The following is an 18,834-nucleotide window of genomic DNA, read 5'->3' on the forward strand; positions in this document are numbered from 1 at the left end:
ATTTAGCGATCGCACCCAATATTTTAAAATTTTTCTCGCCTACTGACTCCTTTTTACCGCATTCGATCCAGACATTGGCGGCGCTTTTGCTCAAATTCATACTCTGAGATTAGCCCTTCTTGGCGTAGACTATCCAGTTGACGCAAAGCATCAGCGATCGCACTCACTGAGTTAGTCGCCACTCCAACTGACTCAGGGAGTGATTCTACATCTAAATTAAAATTCCGGTCAAATTCATCCCCATCTTGGAATAAATACCAGATTCCTTCAATAGCGCTGGCAATTCGAGCGATAGGTGTTCCCCACGACAACAGTAAATAAACTGCTCCCCAAAGCGGCTGTCCCAGATAAAACTTGTGAAAGCCAGCAAACGGGATTATCGCTCCGGTAAATGCCAGAAGTGCGGCAACTTTTCGATTTTTTTGTGTCAACATTTTGAGGTTAACTCCTCTTTCCTCAAAAGACATAGCGATACGCCTATAGCGCTACCGCAACGTTTCCCATCCAATTCCATGATAGGGATTTTCTTACTTGGAGCATGAGTGAGTGCGATCGCGCTTTCACGATGCCACCAGAGAACAAAACCGCCGATAATACGGAAAACCGAATATATCGTAAAGTTTGCACTGCATTAAAATGATACTCAAAGCAGTAAAACTTCCCCTGACTGGGGAAGCCCATTGACGGGAAGATAAAAAGGCTATGGGATTTTTTGACTCCGAAATTGTTCAACAAGAAGCCAAGCAGCTGTTTGAAGATTATCAATCCCTAATACAACTGGGAAGCCACTACGGTAAATTTGACCGCGAAGGTAAAAAGATTTTTATTGAGAAAATGGAAGCCATGATGGATCGCTATCGCATCTTTATGAAGCGATTCGAGCTATCTGATGACTTCATGGCTCAAATGACAGTCGAACAGCTTAACACTCAGCTTGGTCAATTTGGCATTACCCCGACTCAAATGTTCGACCAAATGAACCTCACCTTAGAGCGGATGAAATCCGAATTAGAAAAGCAAACATAACGATTTTGGATGCAAGAATTTTACTTTTTTCTGCCTCCTAAATTTCTCATTTTGTAGGTTGGGTTTTAGCTTGCTTCCGCCTAGCGGTAAGAAAGTGGAACCCAACGCTAACAATTTTGGATGCAACGATACAAGAATTTTAAGACTTTGGATTAAATCCAAAATTATCGGAGGCTGGGAAACTCCTTCGCCCCCGTAAAATCTAAAATTCTTATCTAGGGCGCGGAAACTTGTTAGGCGAGGGGAAGTACTTCACAGGAACACCACTCATAGCACTTGACATAAAATCGCGCCAGATGGGAGCCGCATATTCGCCACCCGTTATACCACCGCCTAAACTCCGGTTATTATCCTTCCCAATCCAGACAGCCGTAGACAGTTGTGGGACATAGCCCACAAACCAAACATCTTTCTCAGAGGAAGTTGTACCAGTCTTACCAGCTGCGGGTCGTCCTATCTGTGCGTTTTTCCCAGTACCGCCAGTAACTACCCCTTGCAGCACGCTTGTCAGCGAAGCACTAGCCCACGGGTCTAAAACCAATCGGCGTTTAGGAGTATTATCCAGCAACACATTGCCACTACTATCCGTGACCCGGACAATAACGGTTGGGGGAGAGTACCAACCATTACTAGCAAAAGTGGCATAACCGCCCGCCATTTCCAAAGGCGTAACACCAATCGCTCCCAAAGGCAAAGAAATTACAGGTTCAATCGGACTCTTAAAGCCAATAGTCCGGCAAATTTCAATCACCTTATCCAGTCCCACAGTCCGCCCAAGCTTCACAGCCGGAACGTTAGCGGAAACCATGAGCGCTTGGCGAATGCTCATCGCCCCAGAGTAACCACCACCGTAGTTTCGGGGAGAGTAGTAGCCGCCACCATCCCGATAACTAACTGGCGTATCGTAGACGGTGGAGTAGGGCGAATACTTACCCGTAGCAAAAGCCGCGTAGTAAACAAATGGCTTAAAGGCAGATCCCGGCTGTCGGCGGGATTGGATAGCACGGTTGAACTGGCTTTTATCGTAACTAACCCCGCCCACCATCGCTTTTACAAAGTGCGTCCGAGGATCGACTGATACCAGAGCAATTTGGTTGTTATAAAGCCCGTAACCCTGAAGTCTTCTATGCCAACGACTCACCTTTTGTTCCGCCATACGTTGGAACTTGTAGTCGATGGTCGTCTGGATTCGCATACCGCCTTTTAGCACCGCATCCCGACCGAAGCGCTCATTTAACTCCGCAACAACCGCTTCTGTGATATAAGGCAGTTCGCTGGTTTGCCACGAGGTCAGCTGACCCCGTTTAATTTCTTGCTTAACAGCGGCTGCTCTCTCTTGCTCAGTAATCCATCCCAACTCGCGCATCCGACCCAAAACCTGTGTTTGGCGCTGCTTTGCCTGCTTGTAGTTCCCGAAAATACTGTAGTCTTCCGGAGCCTGAATCATTCCTGCCAACATTGCCGCCTCAGCTAAGTCTAGATCGGCGGCTTTCTTGTTAAAGTAGCTTTCAGATGCTGTTTGAACACCATAGTTGTTGTGACCCCAATACACCTGATTGAGGTACATTTCTAAAATTTGGTCTTTCTTAAAGATTTGTTCTAACCGAATTGCTAGCACCGCTTCGGCAATTTTGCGGCTCATTGTCCGCTTGCGAGACAAGAAAAGGTTTTTCACCAACTGCATGGTGATTGTCGAGCCACCCTCGACAACGTTGCCTTTTTCCCAGTTAGCTTTTAAGGCGCGACCAACGCTGTTGGGGTTAATGCCTTGGTGCAAATAGAAGTGGCTATCTTCAATCGCTAGAACAGCCCGCTTGAGTTCAGGGGAAATTTTATCAAGGGGTACGACTTCCCGATTGGCTTCTCCGTGGAGCGAAGCTAGGTGCTTGCCTTGAATGTCGTAAATGTAAGAAGTTTCTGTGGGGATGTAGCTGCGAAGAACCCGCACATCCGGTAGGTTACGGAAGCTGATAGCTAAACCAACCAGTCCCCCAGCGACAACCGAACTGGTCAGCATGGTGATGCCCAGGAGGGTTCCGCCTGTTGCTTTACCGACTCCCTGCATGAACTGAACTATCGGGGCTGATGGCTCTCTTCTCGGTTGTTTATCTTGAATAGTGCTAGACGACACGGTGATTTCACTTCCTCACTAAAAAAATGTGGGACTTGGATGATTGGGCGACTGGTATGGCTTTGCTTATCTAGATTACAGAACTTTCCACTCGCGGCAGGATGGTGGGGACAATTTTAGCAGTGACTGGGAAGGAAGTAAGCATTTGCGGTGGTCGCAAAACAACATCGCTTTTGTAAGTGTGACAAAAAAATCCTACGTTTACGTTTTAGCATCATAAGTGCAGCCCATTACTAAATTTTGTCCAATTGGCATGGAGACTTTATACAATTTTTGCAAATTATAATAAACTTGTTTACCCTTGGATTTGCATAAAATACAAATATAGGGGTCGATTTCCACATCCGATTTAGTTTGGCGCATCATGACCGCTAGTGTATCCTCAAAAACGCCCCAAAACCTCACTTGGTTATATCGTGGGGTTAGTGAAATTTTCCCCGACCAGCCTGATTCTGATGACGCTGCTCTTTCTTTGGCTCAAAGATTAGCGCAAACTGACCGACCTTTGCGGGTGAAGTTGGGAATCGATCCGACGGGATCGGATATCCATTTGGGTCATAGTATCCCAGTACGGAAGCTGCGTGCTTTTCAGGATGCCGGACATACAGCTGTTTTAATTATTGGGGATTTTACGGCTCGGATTGGCGACCCTACCGGAAAATCTGAGGTACGCCGTCAGTTAACATCTGAGGAAGTGGCGCAAAATGCTCAAACTTATCTGGAGCAGGTGCGTCCAATTCTGGATTTTGACACGCCGGGACGGTTGGAAGTTCGCTACAACGCCGAATGGCTTTCAAAGCTTGATTTGTCAAAAATTTCAGAGTTGCTCTCGACGATGACGGTAGGGCAAATGCTGGCGAAGGAGGGGTTTGCCGAACGTTATGAGAAGGAAAATCCGATTTTTCTACACGAGTTCCTTTACCCGTTGATGCAAGGCTACGATTCTGTGGCGGTGCAAGCTGATGTGGAGTTGGGTGGGACGGATCAGAAGTTTAATATTGCTGTTGGGCGAGATTTACAACGCCATTTCGGTCAGATGCCTCAGTTTGGGTTGCTGATGCCGATTTTAATCGGGACGGATGGTGAAAAGAAAATGTCGAAGTCGCTGGGCAATTATGTGGGGTTATCGGAAGATCCGCTCTGGATGTATCAGAAGTTGGAAAAAACGCCGGATAAATTGTTAGAGCAGTATTTTGAGTTGTTGACAAATTTACCGCTGAATGAATTGCCGGAACAACCACGCGATCGCCAAAAACTTCTGGCTTTCGATATTGTCTCTCAATACTACGGCAAAGATGCAGCAGAACTTGTTGTGCGCGATGCACAGGCAATTACAGCAGGAAACACAAATTCCGCTAAAGCTGTACCAGAATTTTACCTAAAAGAAGTGAATTTTCCGGCTAAATTGTTCTTTATTCTGGGAAAGAGCGGTTTGTGCAGCAGTGGGACGGAAGCGCGGCGACAAATTCAGGGAGGAGGGGTAAAGTTAGATGGCGATCGCGTGTCTGACGTGAATCTCACTTTTGATTCTCCCTTTGAGTTGGACGGACGGGTTTTGCAGGTGGGGAAAAATAAGTCTGTGCGGTTAATTGGGTAATGGGGATTGGGGATTGGGGATTGGGGATTGGGGATTGGGGATTGGGGATTGGGGATTGGGGATTGGGAAAAAGCCCTACCTACTCTTTAGTCCCCAGTTCCTAGTCTGTTGTCCGCAGTCCTTTGTCCCCAGTTCCTAGCCCCCAGTCCCCAGTTCCTAGTCCCTAGCCCCCAGTCCCCAATCCCCAGCCCCACAAAATAATGTCAAACAGCGAGAAAATTATTGTTGCTTTGGATGTTCCGAGTCTAGCGGAAGCGATCGCTTTAATTGATAAGTTGCCGGAAGTAACTTTCTTTAAAGTTGGTTTAGAACTATTTGTCAGCACTGGTGCTGAAATTCTCACCCTGCTCAAAAACAGACAAAAGCGAATTTTTCTGGATCTGAAATTTCACGATATCCCTAACACCGTTGCCGGGGCTTGTCGTGCTGCTGCGAGTTATGGTGTAGATTTGCTCACAATCCATGCTACGTGTGGTAAAAGTGCGCTACAGGCAGCAGCAGCAGCCCTACAGGAAGGCGCAGAAGCCGCAGGGTGTCCGCCACCCAAGTTAATTGCCATAACGCTGCTGACAAGTATCACATCGCGGCAATTGGCATTTGAGCTAAAAATTCCCCTGGAATTGCCAGAATATGCTTTACATATGGCTTTGTTAGCAAAAGAGGCGGGACTGGATGGGGCAGTTTGTTCGCCGCAGGAGGTGGAACAACTGCGACAGACTTGCGGCGATGATTTTCTGTTTGTTTGTCCGGGAGTGCGCCCTAGCTGGGCAGAAGCGGGAGATCAGAAGCGAAGTCTCACCCCAGCCCAAGCTTTCTCTTCTGGAGCTGATTATCTCGTGATTGGGCGACCGATTACTGCCGCCGCCGATCCTGCTGCTGCTTGGGCGAGAATTTGCGATGAGTTATAGAATTTACAATAATTTATGTAGAGACGCGAAATTTCGCATCGCTACATTTTGCCTTTGCATGATTGCCTTTTGCTTTGAAAAAGCGATCGCGCAAACGCCGCCCCCACAGAAATCGAGTTGTCCAACCGATGTAGAAAACTTAACAAGTTTACTAATTCGAGATTTACCCAGTTATGCCAATCGCGTCAGTCAGCGCTCTCGACGACTAAACAGAAAACCAAATCTCTCCAGTTCCGTAATCATCGCCGGACGGCCAGAATTTGCGCCCCTTACCCTAGGCCCTGGCCCTTATACCTCAGACCCTGGCGCAGATATCACCACAACAGCTCCTAAACAGGTATTCATCACCACTTTAGAACGAGGATACACAGCCCGAAAGCCAATTCAATTACAGCAATATCACTGGCTGTTTCTCACTCAAACTGAGGACGGCTGGAGATTGGCAACGATGTTTTCCCGTATTGGCTCCTACCCCGAAGGAGATCCGCCCTCGCCGCCGCGAGATAGCAGTAATGGCATCATTGGCCAAGCTGTTCGCAATTGGCTGCAAGACTGCCGCGTTGGGAAAATTAATTAATTGTTGTTGCGGATTTCATCTAATTTGGCACGAACAGCTTGAATATCCTGCCACATTAACCATTTAGGACTGCCTTGTTCCCGCGAAGCATTGCGAAGTAAGTATGCTGGGTGGAAAATCGGCATACATAAACGTCCCTCCCACTCGATCCAAGTGCCGCGAATTTTGGTAATGCCTCGTTTATCACCAGTTAAACCTTTTAAAGCTGTAGCACCCGTCAAAAGAATGACTTTGGGGTCTACCATGCGAATTTGTTCTAACAAATAAGGTCTACAAGCTGCCATTTCTTCAGTTGTTGGCGGGCGATTGTTTGGTGGACGGCACTTGTTCACATTACAGATGTATACATCCTGTTCGATGTTCAGGTTGACAGCGGCTAAAATTTTCTCCAGCAGTTGCCCAGATTTCCCGACAAATGGCAACCCGGTTTCATCTTCATTTTGTCCTGGTGCTTCGCCGACAATCATGATTGGTGCTTGAAGATTGCCGCGTCCAACCACAGCGTGAGTGCGGTTTTCTCCCAGTACGCAACGGTGGCATTGGTTACAATGCTCTGCCATTTGCGCCATTGTTTGATAGGTGCCGGGAGGAATGGGAATTTTGGCACTTGTGGGAATTAATGCTTGATTTTGCGGTGTGGCAGATGCACCGAGGTCAGAGGAGTTAAAAAGGCTAAGTTGCTCGTCGCTGGACATGAATCTGTGGCTATATCGTGCTTTCACGAAATTATCGTAGCAATACTCGCTCAAGGCTGAAACTTGTTTCACGCTTAAGAATTGATAGTTCTTACTTTTGACGGACTAGGAGTAGCTGCGCCAAAAGCCAAAATCAGCCATCATAGGAGGCGAGCGCAGTACCGAATTCTGGAGGGTGCCATGTCATCTGCCCCCATGTTTCGCGATCGCATCCACGCCGGAGAGCAGCTAGCTCAGTCCGTTATGGCTGAGTTTACCCAGTTCAAGACGCGGGGAGTTAATAGCCAACCTATCATTTACGCGCTGCCTCGCGGCGGTATCCCTGTGGCTGTACCAGTGGCACGCAGTTTGGGTTGTCCTGTGGATATTCTTGTCGCCAAAAAAATTACTTTTCCGGAAAACCCGGAACTTGCCATCGGTGCTGTCACGTCAGATGGACACGTGCTATGGTGTCAGCCAAAGCGTCGCAAAAACCAGCAGACTGTGCTGGAAGAGGCGTTGCGGCAAGCCCAAGATAAAGCTATTGCCCTACAGAGTAAGCTTTCTTCCAGTCGCTTACCTGTTAGCGCTCAGGGTGCGATCGCTATTTTGGTTGATGATGGTATTGCCACTGGCATGACAATAGCAGCTGCCGCCTCTGCCGTGAAAGCCCAAAATCCTGCGGAAATTTGGGTTTGTTCGCCAGTAGCACCACAGGGTTTGAGCGAGTGGCTGCTGCAATGGTGCGATCGCGCTATTATCCTAGAAACGCCTGAACCTTTCCTCAGTGTCAGTCGCTTCTATGAAGAGTTTCCCCAAGTGGAGACTCAAGAAGCCTTGTTCTACTTGCAGCAGCACAATCAGCAAATATTATCCATGAACCAACCGCCAGATGCGCCTATGAGTAGATAGCAAACGTTAAAACTTTGGACTATCGTAATGACTAATTGCTAATTACGATTACCCCTGACCAATAACTAATAAGTAATAATTAAAATATGAGAATTTGGCAATCTTGGTGGCGAGCTTTAATTTTTTCTAGCCAGTACAGTCCTCCGCGATTTATTGAGCTAATCATGTTAACAGTTGCCACTGTTTTAATAATGGCTTGGGAGATAAATCAGCAGTGGCCTTACTTGGTGCTGGGTTTGAGCTATATGGTGGGAGCGGCGGGATCAATTTTAGTAAGAGAAGCACTCACACCATCTCATCATCCGCGAGTTTCTCAGGTGATGGCAGTGCTAATGTTAATTGTGAGTTTTTACTGCTTTGCTGACTTAACTCAGCACCTATAATTTATTAGTGGGATTGGTGCAAAATCAAGCGATTGCCATCTGGATCGTAAGCGTAGATTTCTCTACCGTGTGATGCAGATAAAATATCGCCTGGTGGCGGGAAACCCAGAGCAGTAATGTGAGCGATCGCACTTTCCAAGTCAGTTACTTCTAAACACAAACTCATTCCACTTTTTACCGCTCCAAATTCTTCGGAGTGGGTGAGTTTTGGTTTAAAAATACCCAAACGTAAGCCAGGAAACTGAAACTCTGCATAAACATTTGGGATGTATGGATGCGGCTGTTTATCCAGTAAATTTGTATAAAAACTTACTAATTTCTCAAGATTAACAGTTGCCACAGTGACAAAGGCGGCGGTGCATGGAAAAACCATATTTGCGTGTAGGGGCGATTTCGCCCTTAGAAAAATAAAATAACCTGTCTAAAGATAGGTGAAATTAAAGTAAGAAAAAAACTAACACTGAAGCAAAACTGGGTGAACTTAAGCAGGATAACTCAATGGCAGATCGACGTGACGATCAATCAGGGGAAAATCGCCACCGAGAGGCACAAAGCTGGAAACGCAGACAGTTTCTGCAACGCCTCGGAGTTCTCGGCGCAGGAGTAGCGATCGCAGATCGGATCTTGCTACACCCAGATGCACAAGTCAATGCTGCCGAACCCGATCAGACAATTTCACTCCAAGCTGGGGAAATTCCCCGCCGCAAACTCGGACGCACAGGTGTGGAAGTTTCGGCGGTGGCGCTAGGCGGCTTTCACATCGGCGTTCCCAAAGACGAACAAGAAGCCATCCGCATTATTCAAGAAGCACTCGATGCTGGCGTGACCTTTCTAGACAACGCCTGGGAGTATAACGAAGGCGTGAGTGAAGAACGGATGGGTAAGGCGCTGCAAGGTAGGCGAGACAAAGCATTTCTGATGACAAAAGTTTGCACGCACGGACGCGATCGCAAAGTCGCTATGCAACAACTTGAGCAATCTTTGCGGCGACTCAAGACAGATTATATCGACTTGTGGCAAGTTCACGAAGTTGTTTATGACAACGACCCGGAAAGACATTTCGCCAAAGGTGGAGTTATCGAGGCTTTAGACGAAGCCAAGCGTCAGGGGAAAGTTCGTTTTGTCGGTTTCACAGGTCACAAAGATCCGGCAATTCATCTGAAAATGCTTTCTTATAATTATCCGTTCGATGCCGTTCAACTACCACTGAATTGTTTTGACTCCTCTTTTCGCAGCTTTGAGAAGCAAGTGCTACCCCTCCTCAATAAACGCGGTATTGCTGCAATTGGGATGAAAAGTTTGGGTGGTAGTGGCGAACCAGTTAAAGCAGGTGTTGTCACCGTGCAAGAAGCGCTACGCTATGCAATGAGCCTTCCGGTTGCTACTACCGTCAGCGGTATTGACTCTCTACAAGTGCTGCGCCAGAACTTGAATATCGCGCGGAGTTTCAAGCCGATGACAGAACCGGAAATGCAAGCTATGCGATCGCGTTATGCTAGTTATGCTGCTGATGGACGCTTTGAACTCTACAAAACGTCAAAAAAATACGACGGCCCTCCGGGTAGAGAACAGCACGGATTTCCGTCACAAGAGCAATTAGAAGCTTGAAGTGTTACCCTAATTTATAAGGTATTCGACATTTAACTTGCAGATGGTTATTAGTCAAAATTCCTACCAAAACAGGGTTTCATTCTTTTGACTTTTGACTTGCTTAATAGGTAGGTAGGTATGCACCGCCCAGCAAAACAAATTTTTGAGGAAAACTGCTATGACCGCTACACTATCTGTACCTAATTCCCTAGAGTCTGTACTAGGAAAAGAAGCAGAAGACCTTCTCACTTTTAAGGCAAAAGTTTCCCAAGATATGCTGCACCTGCCGGGGCCGGACTTTGTAGACCGGATTTTCGCAGCTAGCGATCGCAACCCCCAAGTATTGCGTAGTCTTCAGCAACTGTATTCTGCCGGACGTTTAGCTAATACCGGATATCTCTCCATTCTCCCAGTAGACCAAGGAATTGAACACTCCGCCGGGGCATCCTTTGCACCCAACCCCATCTATTTCGATCCCGAAAATATCATTAAACTGGCGATTGAATCTGGTTGTAATGCTGTTGCCACCACCCTTGGCGTTTTGGGCATTGTTTCTCGCAAATATGCCCACAAAATACCCTTCATTTTGAAATTAAATCATAATGAATTGCTGACTTTCCCCAATCAATTCGACCAGATAATGTTCGCCTCTGTCGAACAAGCTTGGAATTTAGGGGCGGTTGCCGTCGGGGCAACTATTTACTTTGGTTCAGAACAATCAACCCGCCAAATTCAAGAAGTTAGCGAAGCCTTTGAACGCGCCCACGAATTGGGTATGGCAACTATCCTGTGGTGCTATCTCCGCAACAATGCTTTCAAACAAGACAAAGACTATCACTTAGCAGGCGACCTCACAGCTCAAGCAAACCATCTGGGCGTGACAATTAAAGCCGACATCATCAAACAAAAGCTTCCCGAATACAATCACGGATATGCTGCTGTTGCTAAAGCTACTGGTGAAAGTTACGGCAAAACTAACGACCGAGTATACACCGACCTGTTGACCGATCACCCAATTGACCTCACCCGCTACCAGGTACTAAATTGCTACTGCGGTCGCGCTGGGTTGATTAACTCTGGTGGTGCATCTGGTAAAAATGACTTTGCCGAAGCCGTCCGCACCGCCGTAATTAACAAACGCGCTGGTGGCTGTGGTTTAATCTCCGGTCGCAAAACTTTCCAGCGTCCTTTTGAGGAAGGGGTGAAGTTATTTAACGCCATTCAGGATGTCTATCTGTCGCCTGATGTAACTATTGCTTGATAAAGCCATAGGCGCTTCTGCTCGGCTTCGCGGGTAGCAGGGGCGTAGTCCCCTACTACTCCAGAAAAAGATTACCAAATGCGGCTAGAAGGCAAAAAGCCAGAGTATCACCCCTTACCCGTGGAGGCAAAAGAAAAGTAAAATTTATGATTCGGCACGTATTTGATTTTCATATAGCTATAAAAAATGTCATATATCTCATTTTTAAAATTAAAAAGTAAAAAAAATGCCAATCTGAAGCCTGATTGAGAGATACTCTGAAAGACTATAGAGTTGCTGGGGTAGCGATCGCTTCCTTGCGTATTGCCCAAAAGCAACGTATCGCTAAGTTAGTCTGGAAAGTGGGGTAAGCATGAAGCTGGCAGCACGAGTTGGTCAGGTAACGCCTTCTATAACGTTGGCGATCGCAGCCAAAGCCAAGGCGATGAAGGCAGAGGGGATAGATGTTTGTAGTTTCAGCGCTGGGGAACCAGATTTTGACACCCCAGAACATATCAAAGCTGCTGCCAAAAAAGCTTTGGACGAGGGTAAAACCAAATACGGGCCAGCTGCTGGAGAACCAAAATTAAGGGAAGCGATCGCCCGCAAGCTACAAAAGGACAATAACTTGGGTTTCGCACCTGAAAACGTTATCGTCACCAACGGCGGCAAGCATTCCTTATATAACCTGATGATGGCGCTGCTGAATGGTGGGGATGAGGTGATTATCCCATCTCCCTACTGGCTCTCGTATCCGGAAATGGTAATTTTGGCAGGCGGTACCCCGATAATTGTGCCGACAGACGCTTCAACTGGTTATAAAATTACGCCAGAGCAACTTCGCTCATCTATCACACCAAGAACCAAGCTTTTTGTCCTCAATTCGCCTTGTAATCCCACTGGTGTTGTTTATACGCCAGCTGAGATTAAAGCTTTGGGAGAAGTGGTGGTGGAAAAAGATATTCTCGTTGTCTCCGATGAGATTTACGAAAAGATTATCTACGACGACGCGCAGCACTTGAGTATCGGTGCAGTCAGTCCCGAAGTCTTTGACAGGACAATTATCAGCAGTGGTTTTGCTAAAGGTTACTCAATGACGGGTTGGCGCATTGGTTATTTAGCCGCACCAGTTGAGTTGGTTAAAGCTGTGTCCACCATTCAAGGTCACAGTACCTCGAATGTGTGTACTTTTGCCCAGTTCGGCGCGATCGCAGCTTTAGAAGGTTCTCAAGATTGTGTGGAACAAATGCGCCTCGCCTTTGCCGAACGTCGGCAGGTAATGTTGCAAACACTTAACGCTATTCCCGGTTTATCCTGTGCCAAACCAGACGGAGCTTTTTATCTGTTCGTCAACATCAGCAAATCTGGTTTAAATTCTCTAGAATTCTGCGACAAACTGTTAGAAAATCAGCAAGTTGCGGCGATTCCTGCGATTGCTTTTGGTGCAGACGATCACATCCGGCTATCTTATGCAACAGATATGACTTCGATTGAAAAGGGGATGGATAGGTTAGATAAATTTGTGCGATCGCTTGTTTAGTTTAAGACAGGCGCTCTAATAATTCAGCAACTGACAAAATCGGCAAAATAGCACCCGCGAAACCTCCAGCATCGCGGGTGATAATTCCATCAAGATTGTTAGCGATCGCGCAAGCTAACTGTACCGCATCTTCAAAATCTCTCAAGTTTGAGGCAAATGCAGCTGCAAGGATGTCGCTATTAACAGTACAAATTTCCATAGCTGTTAGTGTTGTTGAGACAGCAACTCTTGCGCGTTCAATACTCCGCGTCTGTCTTCTGACAATGTAGAAGATATCAGTTACGGTGGTTGCTGTAACATACCCCTGAATCTGCCCAGAGTAAATAGCCTGAAATAAAGCTTCAGCATCCTCCCTAAAAGGTTCGCGCTCTAGCAAAAAATCCAGAATAACGTTGGTATCTATTAATACCATCATTTCAGGTATTTCTCCACTAGGCGTTCTTCTAACATTGCTTCAACTTCAGCATCAGTTGGGGCTGGCGCATCGGTTTTCGCTAGTCCCCGCATCCGATCTATTGCAGCTTTTCGATCGGGTTGGGGTCTGAGTTCGCGCCTAAGCGACTCGACGATCGCGTTCACCAAATCTAAGCGATCGCTTACCGATAACTTGTATGCTTGATTTTTTAATTCTTGCAAAGACATATTTTATACTTCCTCAAAAACTATTGCCTGACTTTATTTTAGGCGATCGCTTTCTCAGGGATAGCGGCAGCGATCGCTAATTTTTAACCTTCTGCAAGATAATTTTATTGTGACTGCTGTCACTCCCTGAATTGTTAAATATCACATTTACTAGCTGATTGTCAGCACTCAATATGCTGATACTTGTCACATTTTTTTTACTTAGTCATCACTTATCCCGATAGGATTCCTGAGTGATAGTAGTAGGAAAGATACAGAATCTAATAAACCGGGAGTTATAATGTTAACTACTTCTAATTTTTTATATCCTCAACCTCGCTACTACGGTGATGTAAACCCAGAAAATTTAGTATTTAATGCTAATTTACAGGAATTTGCTCAACGGGTGACTTTGATAAGTGGTTTGGCAACCAATGGAAAAATTTCCATTGAACAGGCTTTTCAAAACATCGAGACGCTTTGGCAACAGTTGGAAGCAACGAAAAAGCAGCTAGGTGTGGGTGAAAATCCTTTCCAGTCGGATGAAAATCGATAATTTGAGGTTAAGCGATCGCGTTCGTACCAGCAGCAGAGACGCGATCGCGCTGAATAAAATATTCTAAACTAGGGTAAGGTCGGCAAGATTCAATCGGTATTACTTAAAAAATGTCTCAAATTTTCACTATTTAGAAGAATTCCCCTTTGCTGTGATGAATCTTTAGCGGTTCAGGCAATGCGATCGCACAGCAGCCAAAAATAGGCCCAACTAGATCAGTGGAGCCTGTAGTAAAATTTCAATCAATCGTGTGGAGAATGTTTAGCCTTTCCGTAATTTGTCTATCTCTTTCTCAATCGCCTTCAGCTTATCTTTATGGCGCTTTTCACATTGTGCATCAATCATTTCAACAGCACATCCGGCAACTGTTGATGCAACTACTCCCACAATTGCACTTTCTGAATAGTAGATGGTGACACCACCTGCGAGACAGATAATTGCCATCTTGAGCTGTAAAACAGTGCTTTGGGTAGCACGAGATTGACGGCGTTGGGAGTCTGGAAACTCTACACCGTGAGAATGTTTGACGTATCGCATAGGTTAGGATCAGGGTGTGTTTTAGTTTATTGAAGGCACTGCGAAATTAGCTGTGCCTTTTTTTTCGTGAATTTCTACCGCAACACGGCAGTTTTGGTGTTTATCCCCAGAAAACCCGTTTTGCTCTGGTCATCGATCGTGAAAGAAGATTCTTGCATTTAAACCAGAGGTAAGATCGAATTACGCCACAACCTCCTTCAAGTGTGGTGAAGAATACTTTCCAGGGTGGAACGCCTGCCTTGAGCAACTGAGAACGCCTTTCTTGTAAATCGCCTAGCCATTCCTCGTGAAATTCTTTGGGGAGGATACGCTTCAGGAGCGCAATGAACTTCGCATCTGCTTCTTCACTTTCCTCCTCTGCCCCTGATCCTGTGAGGTAAACTATTGAGCCATATATACACAAAAGCACTGAGGAGGTGATAGTAATCAACAGAGCGAGGCTAAACAAAAGTTTTAGCCCGGTAGGGTCAATTAACAAACTGACGATACCAAGCACAGCACTGGGAATAAGGGCGATAATTAACCCCCATATCGAGTTAATACCTATTCTTATCCCTTTCTCTGTCTTTTGTCCATCTCCAGAATCTGTCTTACAACAGTATCCAGCATATACAAAAAAAATTACTGAGAGGATGAGAGTAACCAATAGAACAATGCCAAACAAAACTTTTAGCAACGAAGGGTTAATGAACAGACTTGTGATACCAACTACAGCACTGGTAATAAGTGAGAGCATCAGCCCGATCACCGAAATGGCAATGATTTTTAGACCTTTGTGACGATAGCCATCCGGCGGAATATCTTGTCGAATTGGGCTTGGGAAAATTTTCTTCATTGCTTTAGACCCCCTCAAATGCTGGTTGCCACGCAGCTACTTCCTTTAAGAAACGCTGTTTTTCCTGAAGCACCTTCTCACCTAAGCCTGTAATTCGGTAGTACCTCCGCCGCGCACCCCCTCGCTCTTCAGGTGTTTCATCTCCCCATCGCGCTACTAAAAAGCCTTTCTCTTCTAGCTTGTGCAAGGTAGGGTAAAGCGAACCGAATCCAAGTTGAATTTTCCCGCCACTCGCCTTCTTTACCGCCTCAACCACCTCTAAGCCGTACCGCTCACGGTGTAAGACTGAAGTGAGTACAGCCTCCTCTTTTGGCGATAGCTCGAAGATTCGATCTGGAACATCTTGAGTCATTTACGCTTCCTTTGATAATCATCATACTATCAATGTATATCAAACAACTTGATATATGCAACTAGGCTGTAATGCTCATGGCGATGCGCCCTTACTGGATTTGGCTAGAGGTAGTCCTGATCTAGTGCAGAGTGGCGTTGCGGGTCGTTTTGTTGCCACCCTTATAATCCAACCGACGCAGCACACCATGAATGCAATACCAATTCTCGCCATGCGCTTTATCCTTCCACACCAAAGAAAACTCCGTTAAGATGTCAAAATCTGGCTTAGGCCTGAGGGGCTTATTACTTAACTTAAATGCCCTCTAAATCTTCATACTCAATATTTATGTTTAAAAAAACTCACGGTGTGATTGCTGCTGGACATGAGCAAACTGCCGAAGCAGGGATTGAAATGCTTCGCTTAGGTGGGAACGCCTTTGATGCGGCGGCGGCGGCAATGTTAGCTTCTTTTGTTACTGAGGCTGCGCTTACCTCGGCAGCTGGTAGTGGGTTTCTTTTAGCCCATACTAACGATAATAAAAATACTTTATTTGACTTTTTCTCGCAAACGCCATGCCAGAAAAAGAATAAGGATAATCTTGATTTTTATCCAGTTAAAATTAACTTTGGCGGTGCCTTACAAGAGTTTCACATTGGTCTTGGATCAATGGCTGTACCAGGAAATATCGCTGGAGTTTTCCACGTTCACCAGAAACTAGGTAGATTGCCTTTTAAGGTCGTTGCTGAACCAGCAATTCGCTATGCAAATACTGGAGTAAAAATCAATGATTATTCATATTACTGCTTGACAATTCTCAAGCCCATAATGCTTTTCTCTACAGAAATGCAACAAGTTTTTACTCCTGGCGGGGAACTTGTTCAGTCTGGAGAAACAGTATATATGAGAAACTTGGCTAATACTTTAACTTATCTAGCTGAAAATGGGATTAGAGAATTTTATGAGGGTGAAATTGCACAACGCTTAGTTAAAGATTGTCAAGATTATGGCGGTTATTTAACCTTAGAAGACCTCCAAAATTATCGGGTTATCGAGAGACAACCTTTAGTTATCAATTACCGCGATAATACATTTTTGACTAATCCTCCCCCTAGTTCTGGCGGAATACTCATTGCTTTCGCTTTAGAACTACTTTCAAAAGTAAATTTAGTTGGCATTGATTTTGGCAGTTGTGGTCATTTAGAAATACTGGCTAATGTGATGCGTTTAACTAATGATGCCAGGAAAGATAGATACAATGCTAATACTCATCAAGAAGATGTTGTCCAAAGTTTTTTATCTGATGAGCATATTGCTATCTACGAACCTCAATTAACCGAAATTGTCAATAAATGGGGAAGCACTACTCATATCAGCGTTGTTGACAGCGAAGGAAATGCGGCTAGTGTTACTACTACACACGGCGAAGGATCTTCTTATGTAATTCCGGGAACTGGCATCATGGTTAATAATATGCTAGGAGAAGCAGATTTGAATCCGCATGGTTTCCATGAATGGGCAGAAAATACCCGGATTTCATCCATGATGGCACCAACTATGGTACTTAAGAATAATCAGCCAGAAATTGTTCTGGGTTCTGGTGGTTCTAACAGGATTAGAACGGCAATATTACAGGTTATTTCCAATATTATTGATTTTCAAATGGATGTTAATGCGGCGGTGAATAGTCCCCGCGTTCATTGGGAAAACAATATCTTTAATATTGAACCAGGATTCAGCGAGGAGGAAATAAAAAAGCTGGCGCTTCCCTCTAACAATGAATTAGTTTTATGGGAAAAGAAAAATATGTTTTTTGGTGGCGTTCATACGGTTATGGAAAATTCAGAAGGATTGATTGAAGGCGCAGGCGATCGCCGTCGCAGTGGAGCGATCGCTACCTGTTAGAATCTTACCTATTGTCTCATTTCAAACCCACGCAATCTTTCCGGTGTCTGATACTCAACCGCCACATCTTTAACTACAGCTGCGGCTGGCCCTTGGTGACACCAGCGAATCATTTCCTCGACAATATCCTGCGTTCCTTCAAAAACGGCTTCTACGCGCCCGTCGGGGAGATTTCGCACCCAACCGCTGATTCCCAAATACTTAGCCTGTTGTGCTGTTGAGTATCGATAACCAACTCCCTGAACGATTCCAGAAACGAAAACATGGGCGCGGATCTGTTTCGGTGGCGCTGATGGGTTCTGCATCAATTTGTCCCTGTCTATGACAGCTTTCCAAATTAAAAGTTTTGTCTTGGTTCATTTTAAGCAGAAATGGCGTCAGCTATTGAGCTAACGCCATTCAATTCATTTCCACAGTTGTTAATCCAAGCCAAAAGATTTAATCGTCGTCGTCATCGTCATCGTGTTTGCGGTGATGTCCATGCTTACGATCGTCATCATCGTCATCATCATCGCGATCGCGATATTCACCCCGATGTCTGGACTCGCGATCGCCATCGCCATCGTCATCATCATCATTATCGCGATCGCGATATCTGTACTTGCGATCGCCATCGTCATCATCATCATCGCCTTCGCGATGTTCCCTGTCATCATTACGATAGCGATCGCGTTCTCTATCTTCCCTGTCGCGATCGCCTTCCCGATATTCCCTGTCATCATTACGATAGCGATCGCGTTCTCTATCTTCCCTGTCGCGATCGCCTCCTTCCCGGTTCACACCAGGTATATTTTTAAATAGATCACCTATTCCCATAATCTCCCTCCTAAAATCGCTTTCTTGAATCTTTCCTACTCAAACGATTTTAAATCTACTTAGTAGTTTGTCATAGCATTTTTACCGATATCTCTTCCAACAGATATAGATTCCCATCCAGAGTAATCTTTGCAACTTTGCTTAACAAGATAAATAATTAAAGTTTGTATACTTATTTTCAATTGGTGTGATACATCTTTAGGAGCATGGCATTGCCATTCCTCTACCAAACGTTAGAACTGCAATATATTCCACCTAACTGAGAAACGCTATACTCTCTCAATTTTTTAATTTTCTATTTTCAATTCAATAATTGCTTTATGGGAATAATAATTTCCACTTTAACCTAAAAATTGTTAACTTATTTACATCCACCTTAAAGCATATTTTTGATGTCATTTGAAATCTTCCATCGTCTCATTGCTGCTTTCTCTAAGTTACCCAACGCCTCAGCTTGGCTATATTCAGCTGCACTGGTAGTCATATATGCCTTAATTTCTGGCTCTACCGAACTTGTTATGTAAAAATGTTAAAAATAGCTAATCAAAATAGCAGAAACAGAATAGGTATAAGAAGTGACATTTGTTGCGGGGCTTGAATTCTGGGATTGATTGTGATTAAGTAGATGCAGTAAAAAAGCAGCCCCAGACTGGGT

At 45.2% G+C, this 18,834-nt stretch carries 23 protein-coding genes; 12 read left to right on the forward strand and 11 right to left on the reverse strand.

What is annotated here, in order from left to right:
* Positions 1-53: 53 nt before the first annotated feature.
* Positions 54-434 (reverse strand): NINE protein, encoded by a 381-nt coding sequence (locus H6F74_RS03495; protein WP_190436436.1) that lies wholly within the window; start codon positions 432-434, stop codon positions 54-56.
* Positions 435-702: 268 nt separating this feature from the next.
* On the opposite strand from H6F74_RS03495, the gene H6F74_RS03500 reads away from it, so the two are divergent.
* On the forward strand, positions 703-1,026 hold the full coding sequence (locus H6F74_RS03500; protein ID WP_190425108.1) for a DUF1825 family protein: 324 nt from the start codon (positions 703-705) through the stop codon (positions 1,024-1,026).
* Positions 1,027-1,237: 211 nt separating this feature from the next.
* On the opposite strand, the gene H6F74_RS03505 is transcribed toward H6F74_RS03500, so the two are convergent.
* Positions 1,238-3,157: a PBP1A family penicillin-binding protein gene (locus H6F74_RS03505; RefSeq protein ID WP_190436337.1), complete on the reverse strand. Its 1,920-nt coding sequence runs from the start codon at positions 3,155-3,157 to the stop codon at positions 1,238-1,240.
* Between the two features lie 364 nt (positions 3,158-3,521).
* On the opposite strand from H6F74_RS03505, the gene tyrS reads away from it, so the two are divergent.
* From tyrS to H6F74_RS03520, 3 genes are all read left to right on the forward strand, one after another.
* The gene (gene tyrS, locus H6F74_RS03510; RefSeq protein ID WP_190436340.1) at positions 3,522-4,754 is read left to right on the forward strand and encodes a tyrosine--tRNA ligase; all 1,233 of its coding nucleotides are present in this window, start codon (positions 3,522-3,524) and stop codon (positions 4,752-4,754) included.
* Between the two features lie 200 nt (positions 4,755-4,954).
* Positions 4,955-5,662 carry an orotidine-5'-phosphate decarboxylase gene (pyrF, locus tag H6F74_RS03515; protein ID WP_190436343.1) on the forward strand — a complete coding sequence of 236 codons (708 nt, stop codon included), beginning with the start codon at positions 4,955-4,957 and terminating at the stop codon, positions 5,660-5,662.
* Positions 5,652-6,239 carry a hypothetical protein gene (locus H6F74_RS03520; RefSeq protein ID WP_199300793.1) on the forward strand — a complete coding sequence of 196 codons (588 nt, stop codon included), beginning with the start codon at positions 5,652-5,654 and terminating at the stop codon, positions 6,237-6,239. The genes pyrF and H6F74_RS03520 overlap by 11 nt, the downstream gene beginning before the upstream one ends.
* Here H6F74_RS03520 and H6F74_RS03525 read toward each other — a convergent pair.
* The gene (locus H6F74_RS03525) at positions 6,236-6,934 is read right to left on the reverse strand and encodes a uracil-DNA glycosylase (RefSeq protein ID WP_190436442.1); all 699 of its coding nucleotides are present in this window, start codon (positions 6,932-6,934) and stop codon (positions 6,236-6,238) included. The genes H6F74_RS03520 and H6F74_RS03525 overlap by 4 nt on opposite strands.
* 180 nt (positions 6,935-7,114) lie before the next feature.
* Here H6F74_RS03525 and H6F74_RS03530 point away from each other — a divergent pair, with 180 nt between their 5' ends.
* Together H6F74_RS03530 and H6F74_RS03535 are read left to right on the forward strand one after the other, a co-directional pair.
* Positions 7,115-7,825, forward strand: a complete 711-nt coding sequence (locus tag H6F74_RS03530) for a phosphoribosyltransferase family protein (protein ID WP_190436346.1) — start codon at positions 7,115-7,117, stop codon at positions 7,823-7,825.
* A gap of 86 nt (positions 7,826-7,911) precedes the next feature.
* On the forward strand, positions 7,912-8,208 hold the full coding sequence (locus H6F74_RS03535) for a hypothetical protein (protein ID WP_190436351.1): 297 nt from the start codon (positions 7,912-7,914) through the stop codon (positions 8,206-8,208).
* A gap of 4 nt (positions 8,209-8,212) precedes the next feature.
* On the opposite strand, the gene H6F74_RS03540 is transcribed toward H6F74_RS03535, so the two are convergent.
* Complete coding sequence (locus H6F74_RS03540; RefSeq protein WP_190436354.1) at positions 8,213-8,581, reverse strand: VOC family protein; 369 nt, start codon at positions 8,579-8,581, stop codon at positions 8,213-8,215.
* Positions 8,582-8,706: 125 nt separating this feature from the next.
* On the opposite strand from H6F74_RS03540, the gene H6F74_RS03545 reads away from it, so the two are divergent.
* The 3 genes from H6F74_RS03545 (at position 8,707) to H6F74_RS03555 (ending at position 12,578) form a co-directional block, all read left to right on the forward strand.
* Positions 8,707-9,816, forward strand: a complete 1,110-nt coding sequence (locus tag H6F74_RS03545; RefSeq protein WP_190436356.1) for an aldo/keto reductase — start codon at positions 8,707-8,709, stop codon at positions 9,814-9,816.
* A 160-nt stretch (positions 9,817-9,976) separates the two neighbouring features.
* On the forward strand, positions 9,977-11,059 hold the full coding sequence (locus H6F74_RS03550; RefSeq protein ID WP_190436359.1) for a class I fructose-bisphosphate aldolase: 1,083 nt from the start codon (positions 9,977-9,979) through the stop codon (positions 11,057-11,059).
* 352 nt (positions 11,060-11,411) lie between these two features.
* Entirely contained in the window at positions 11,412-12,578 is a 1,167-nt protein-coding gene (locus tag H6F74_RS03555; protein WP_190436362.1) for a pyridoxal phosphate-dependent aminotransferase, read from the forward strand.
* A 1-nt stretch (position 12,579) separates the two neighbouring features.
* Here the strand turns inward: H6F74_RS03555 and H6F74_RS03560 are convergent, their stop codons facing one another.
* On the reverse strand, positions 12,580-12,993 hold the full coding sequence (locus H6F74_RS03560; RefSeq protein ID WP_190436364.1) for a PIN domain-containing protein: 414 nt from the start codon (positions 12,991-12,993) through the stop codon (positions 12,580-12,582).
* Positions 12,990-13,220 (reverse strand): hypothetical protein, encoded by a 231-nt coding sequence (locus H6F74_RS03565; RefSeq protein WP_190436367.1) that lies wholly within the window; start codon positions 13,218-13,220, stop codon positions 12,990-12,992. The genes H6F74_RS03560 and H6F74_RS03565 overlap by 4 nt, the downstream gene beginning before the upstream one ends.
* A 280-nt stretch (positions 13,221-13,500) precedes the next feature.
* Between H6F74_RS03565 and H6F74_RS03570 the strand changes: the two genes are divergently transcribed.
* Entirely contained in the window at positions 13,501-13,755 is a 255-nt protein-coding gene (locus H6F74_RS03570; RefSeq protein WP_190436370.1) for a hypothetical protein, read from the forward strand.
* 261 nt (positions 13,756-14,016) lie between these two features.
* Here the strand turns inward: H6F74_RS03570 and H6F74_RS03575 are convergent, their stop codons facing one another.
* The 3 genes from H6F74_RS03575 to H6F74_RS03585 all read right to left on the reverse strand — a co-directional run bounded on the left by H6F74_RS03575 (position 14,017) and on the right by H6F74_RS03585 (position 15,479).
* Complete coding sequence (locus H6F74_RS03575; protein WP_190436373.1) at positions 14,017-14,292, reverse strand: hypothetical protein; 276 nt, start codon at positions 14,290-14,292, stop codon at positions 14,017-14,019.
* A 100-nt stretch (positions 14,293-14,392) separates the two neighbouring features.
* A complete protein-coding gene (locus H6F74_RS03580; RefSeq protein ID WP_190436376.1) occupies positions 14,393-15,127 on the reverse strand; it encodes a hypothetical protein in 735 nt (244 codons plus the stop codon).
* 4 nt (positions 15,128-15,131) lie between these two features.
* On the reverse strand, positions 15,132-15,479 hold the full coding sequence (locus H6F74_RS03585; RefSeq protein ID WP_190436380.1) for a helix-turn-helix transcriptional regulator: 348 nt from the start codon (positions 15,477-15,479) through the stop codon (positions 15,132-15,134).
* Positions 15,480-15,534: 55 nt separating this feature from the next.
* Between H6F74_RS03585 and H6F74_RS03590 the strand changes: the two genes are divergently transcribed.
* Together H6F74_RS03590 and ggt are read left to right on the forward strand one after the other, a co-directional pair.
* Positions 15,535-15,729, forward strand: coding sequence for a hypothetical protein (locus tag H6F74_RS03590; RefSeq protein ID WP_190436384.1), 195 nt, complete (start codon positions 15,535-15,537; stop codon positions 15,727-15,729).
* 77 nt (positions 15,730-15,806) lie between these two features.
* Positions 15,807-17,363 (forward strand): gamma-glutamyltransferase, encoded by a 1,557-nt coding sequence (gene ggt / locus H6F74_RS03595; protein ID WP_190436386.1) that lies wholly within the window; start codon positions 15,807-15,809, stop codon positions 17,361-17,363.
* An 8-nt stretch (positions 17,364-17,371) separates the two neighbouring features.
* On the opposite strand, the gene H6F74_RS03600 is transcribed toward ggt, so the two are convergent.
* Positions 17,372-17,668: an acylphosphatase gene (locus H6F74_RS03600; RefSeq protein ID WP_190436389.1), complete on the reverse strand. Its 297-nt coding sequence runs from the start codon at positions 17,666-17,668 to the stop codon at positions 17,372-17,374.
* Between the two features lie 133 nt (positions 17,669-17,801).
* Complete coding sequence (locus H6F74_RS03605) at positions 17,802-18,179, reverse strand: polyribonucleotide nucleotidyltransferase (protein WP_190436392.1); 378 nt, start codon at positions 18,177-18,179, stop codon at positions 17,802-17,804.
* Between the last annotated feature and the right edge of the window lie 655 nt (positions 18,180-18,834).

The sequence above is a fragment of the Trichocoleus sp. FACHB-90 genome, assembly GCF_014695505.1.
GTDB classification, from domain to species: Bacteria; Cyanobacteriota; Cyanobacteriia; order Cyanobacteriales; family FACHB-T130; genus Funiculus; species Funiculus sociatus.

Excerpts from the sequence above, each read along its gene's own strand:
- H6F74_RS03575 (WP_190436373.1), bottom strand. The coding sequence starts at position 14,292 with ATGCGATACGTCAAACATTCTCACGGTGTAGAGTTTCCAGACTCCCAA.
- H6F74_RS03535 (WP_190436351.1), top strand. The coding sequence starts at position 7,912 with ATGAGAATTTGGCAATCTTGGTGGCGAGCTTTAATTTTTTCTAGCCAG.
- H6F74_RS03600 (WP_190436389.1), bottom strand. The coding sequence starts at position 17,668 with ATGCAGAACCCATCAGCGCCACCGAAACAGATCCGCGCCCATGTTTTC.
- H6F74_RS03545 (WP_190436356.1), top strand. The coding sequence starts at position 8,707 with ATGGCAGATCGACGTGACGATCAATCAGGGGAAAATCGCCACCGAGAG.
- H6F74_RS03500 (WP_190425108.1), top strand. The coding sequence starts at position 703 with ATGGGATTTTTTGACTCCGAAATTGTTCAACAAGAAGCCAAGCAGCTG.
- tyrS (WP_190436340.1), top strand. The coding sequence starts at position 3,522 with ATGACCGCTAGTGTATCCTCAAAAACGCCCCAAAACCTCACTTGGTTA.
- H6F74_RS03570 (WP_190436370.1), top strand. The coding sequence starts at position 13,501 with ATGTTAACTACTTCTAATTTTTTATATCCTCAACCTCGCTACTACGGT.
- H6F74_RS03495 (WP_190436436.1), bottom strand. The coding sequence starts at position 434 with ATGTTGACACAAAAAAATCGAAAAGTTGCCGCACTTCTGGCATTTACC.
- H6F74_RS03580 (WP_190436376.1), bottom strand. The coding sequence starts at position 15,127 with ATGAAGAAAATTTTCCCAAGCCCAATTCGACAAGATATTCCGCCGGAT.
- ggt (WP_190436386.1), top strand. The coding sequence starts at position 15,807 with ATGTTTAAAAAAACTCACGGTGTGATTGCTGCTGGACATGAGCAAACT.
- H6F74_RS03520 (WP_199300793.1), top strand. The coding sequence starts at position 5,652 with ATGAGTTATAGAATTTACAATAATTTATGTAGAGACGCGAAATTTCGC.
- H6F74_RS03605 (WP_190436392.1), bottom strand. The coding sequence starts at position 18,179 with ATGGGAATAGGTGATCTATTTAAAAATATACCTGGTGTGAACCGGGAA.
- H6F74_RS03585 (WP_190436380.1), bottom strand. The coding sequence starts at position 15,479 with ATGACTCAAGATGTTCCAGATCGAATCTTCGAGCTATCGCCAAAAGAG.
- H6F74_RS03530 (WP_190436346.1), top strand. The coding sequence starts at position 7,115 with ATGTCATCTGCCCCCATGTTTCGCGATCGCATCCACGCCGGAGAGCAG.
- H6F74_RS03525 (WP_190436442.1), bottom strand. The coding sequence starts at position 6,934 with ATGTCCAGCGACGAGCAACTTAGCCTTTTTAACTCCTCTGACCTCGGT.
- H6F74_RS03590 (WP_190436384.1), top strand. The coding sequence starts at position 15,535 with ATGCAACTAGGCTGTAATGCTCATGGCGATGCGCCCTTACTGGATTTG.
- H6F74_RS03560 (WP_190436364.1), bottom strand. The coding sequence starts at position 12,993 with ATGATGGTATTAATAGATACCAACGTTATTCTGGATTTTTTGCTAGAG.
- H6F74_RS03550 (WP_190436359.1), top strand. The coding sequence starts at position 9,977 with ATGACCGCTACACTATCTGTACCTAATTCCCTAGAGTCTGTACTAGGA.
- H6F74_RS03565 (WP_190436367.1), bottom strand. The coding sequence starts at position 13,220 with ATGTCTTTGCAAGAATTAAAAAATCAAGCATACAAGTTATCGGTAAGC.
- H6F74_RS03540 (WP_190436354.1), bottom strand. The coding sequence starts at position 8,581 with ATGGTTTTTCCATGCACCGCCGCCTTTGTCACTGTGGCAACTGTTAAT.
- pyrF (WP_190436343.1), top strand. The coding sequence starts at position 4,955 with ATGTCAAACAGCGAGAAAATTATTGTTGCTTTGGATGTTCCGAGTCTA.
- H6F74_RS03555 (WP_190436362.1), top strand. The coding sequence starts at position 11,412 with ATGAAGCTGGCAGCACGAGTTGGTCAGGTAACGCCTTCTATAACGTTG.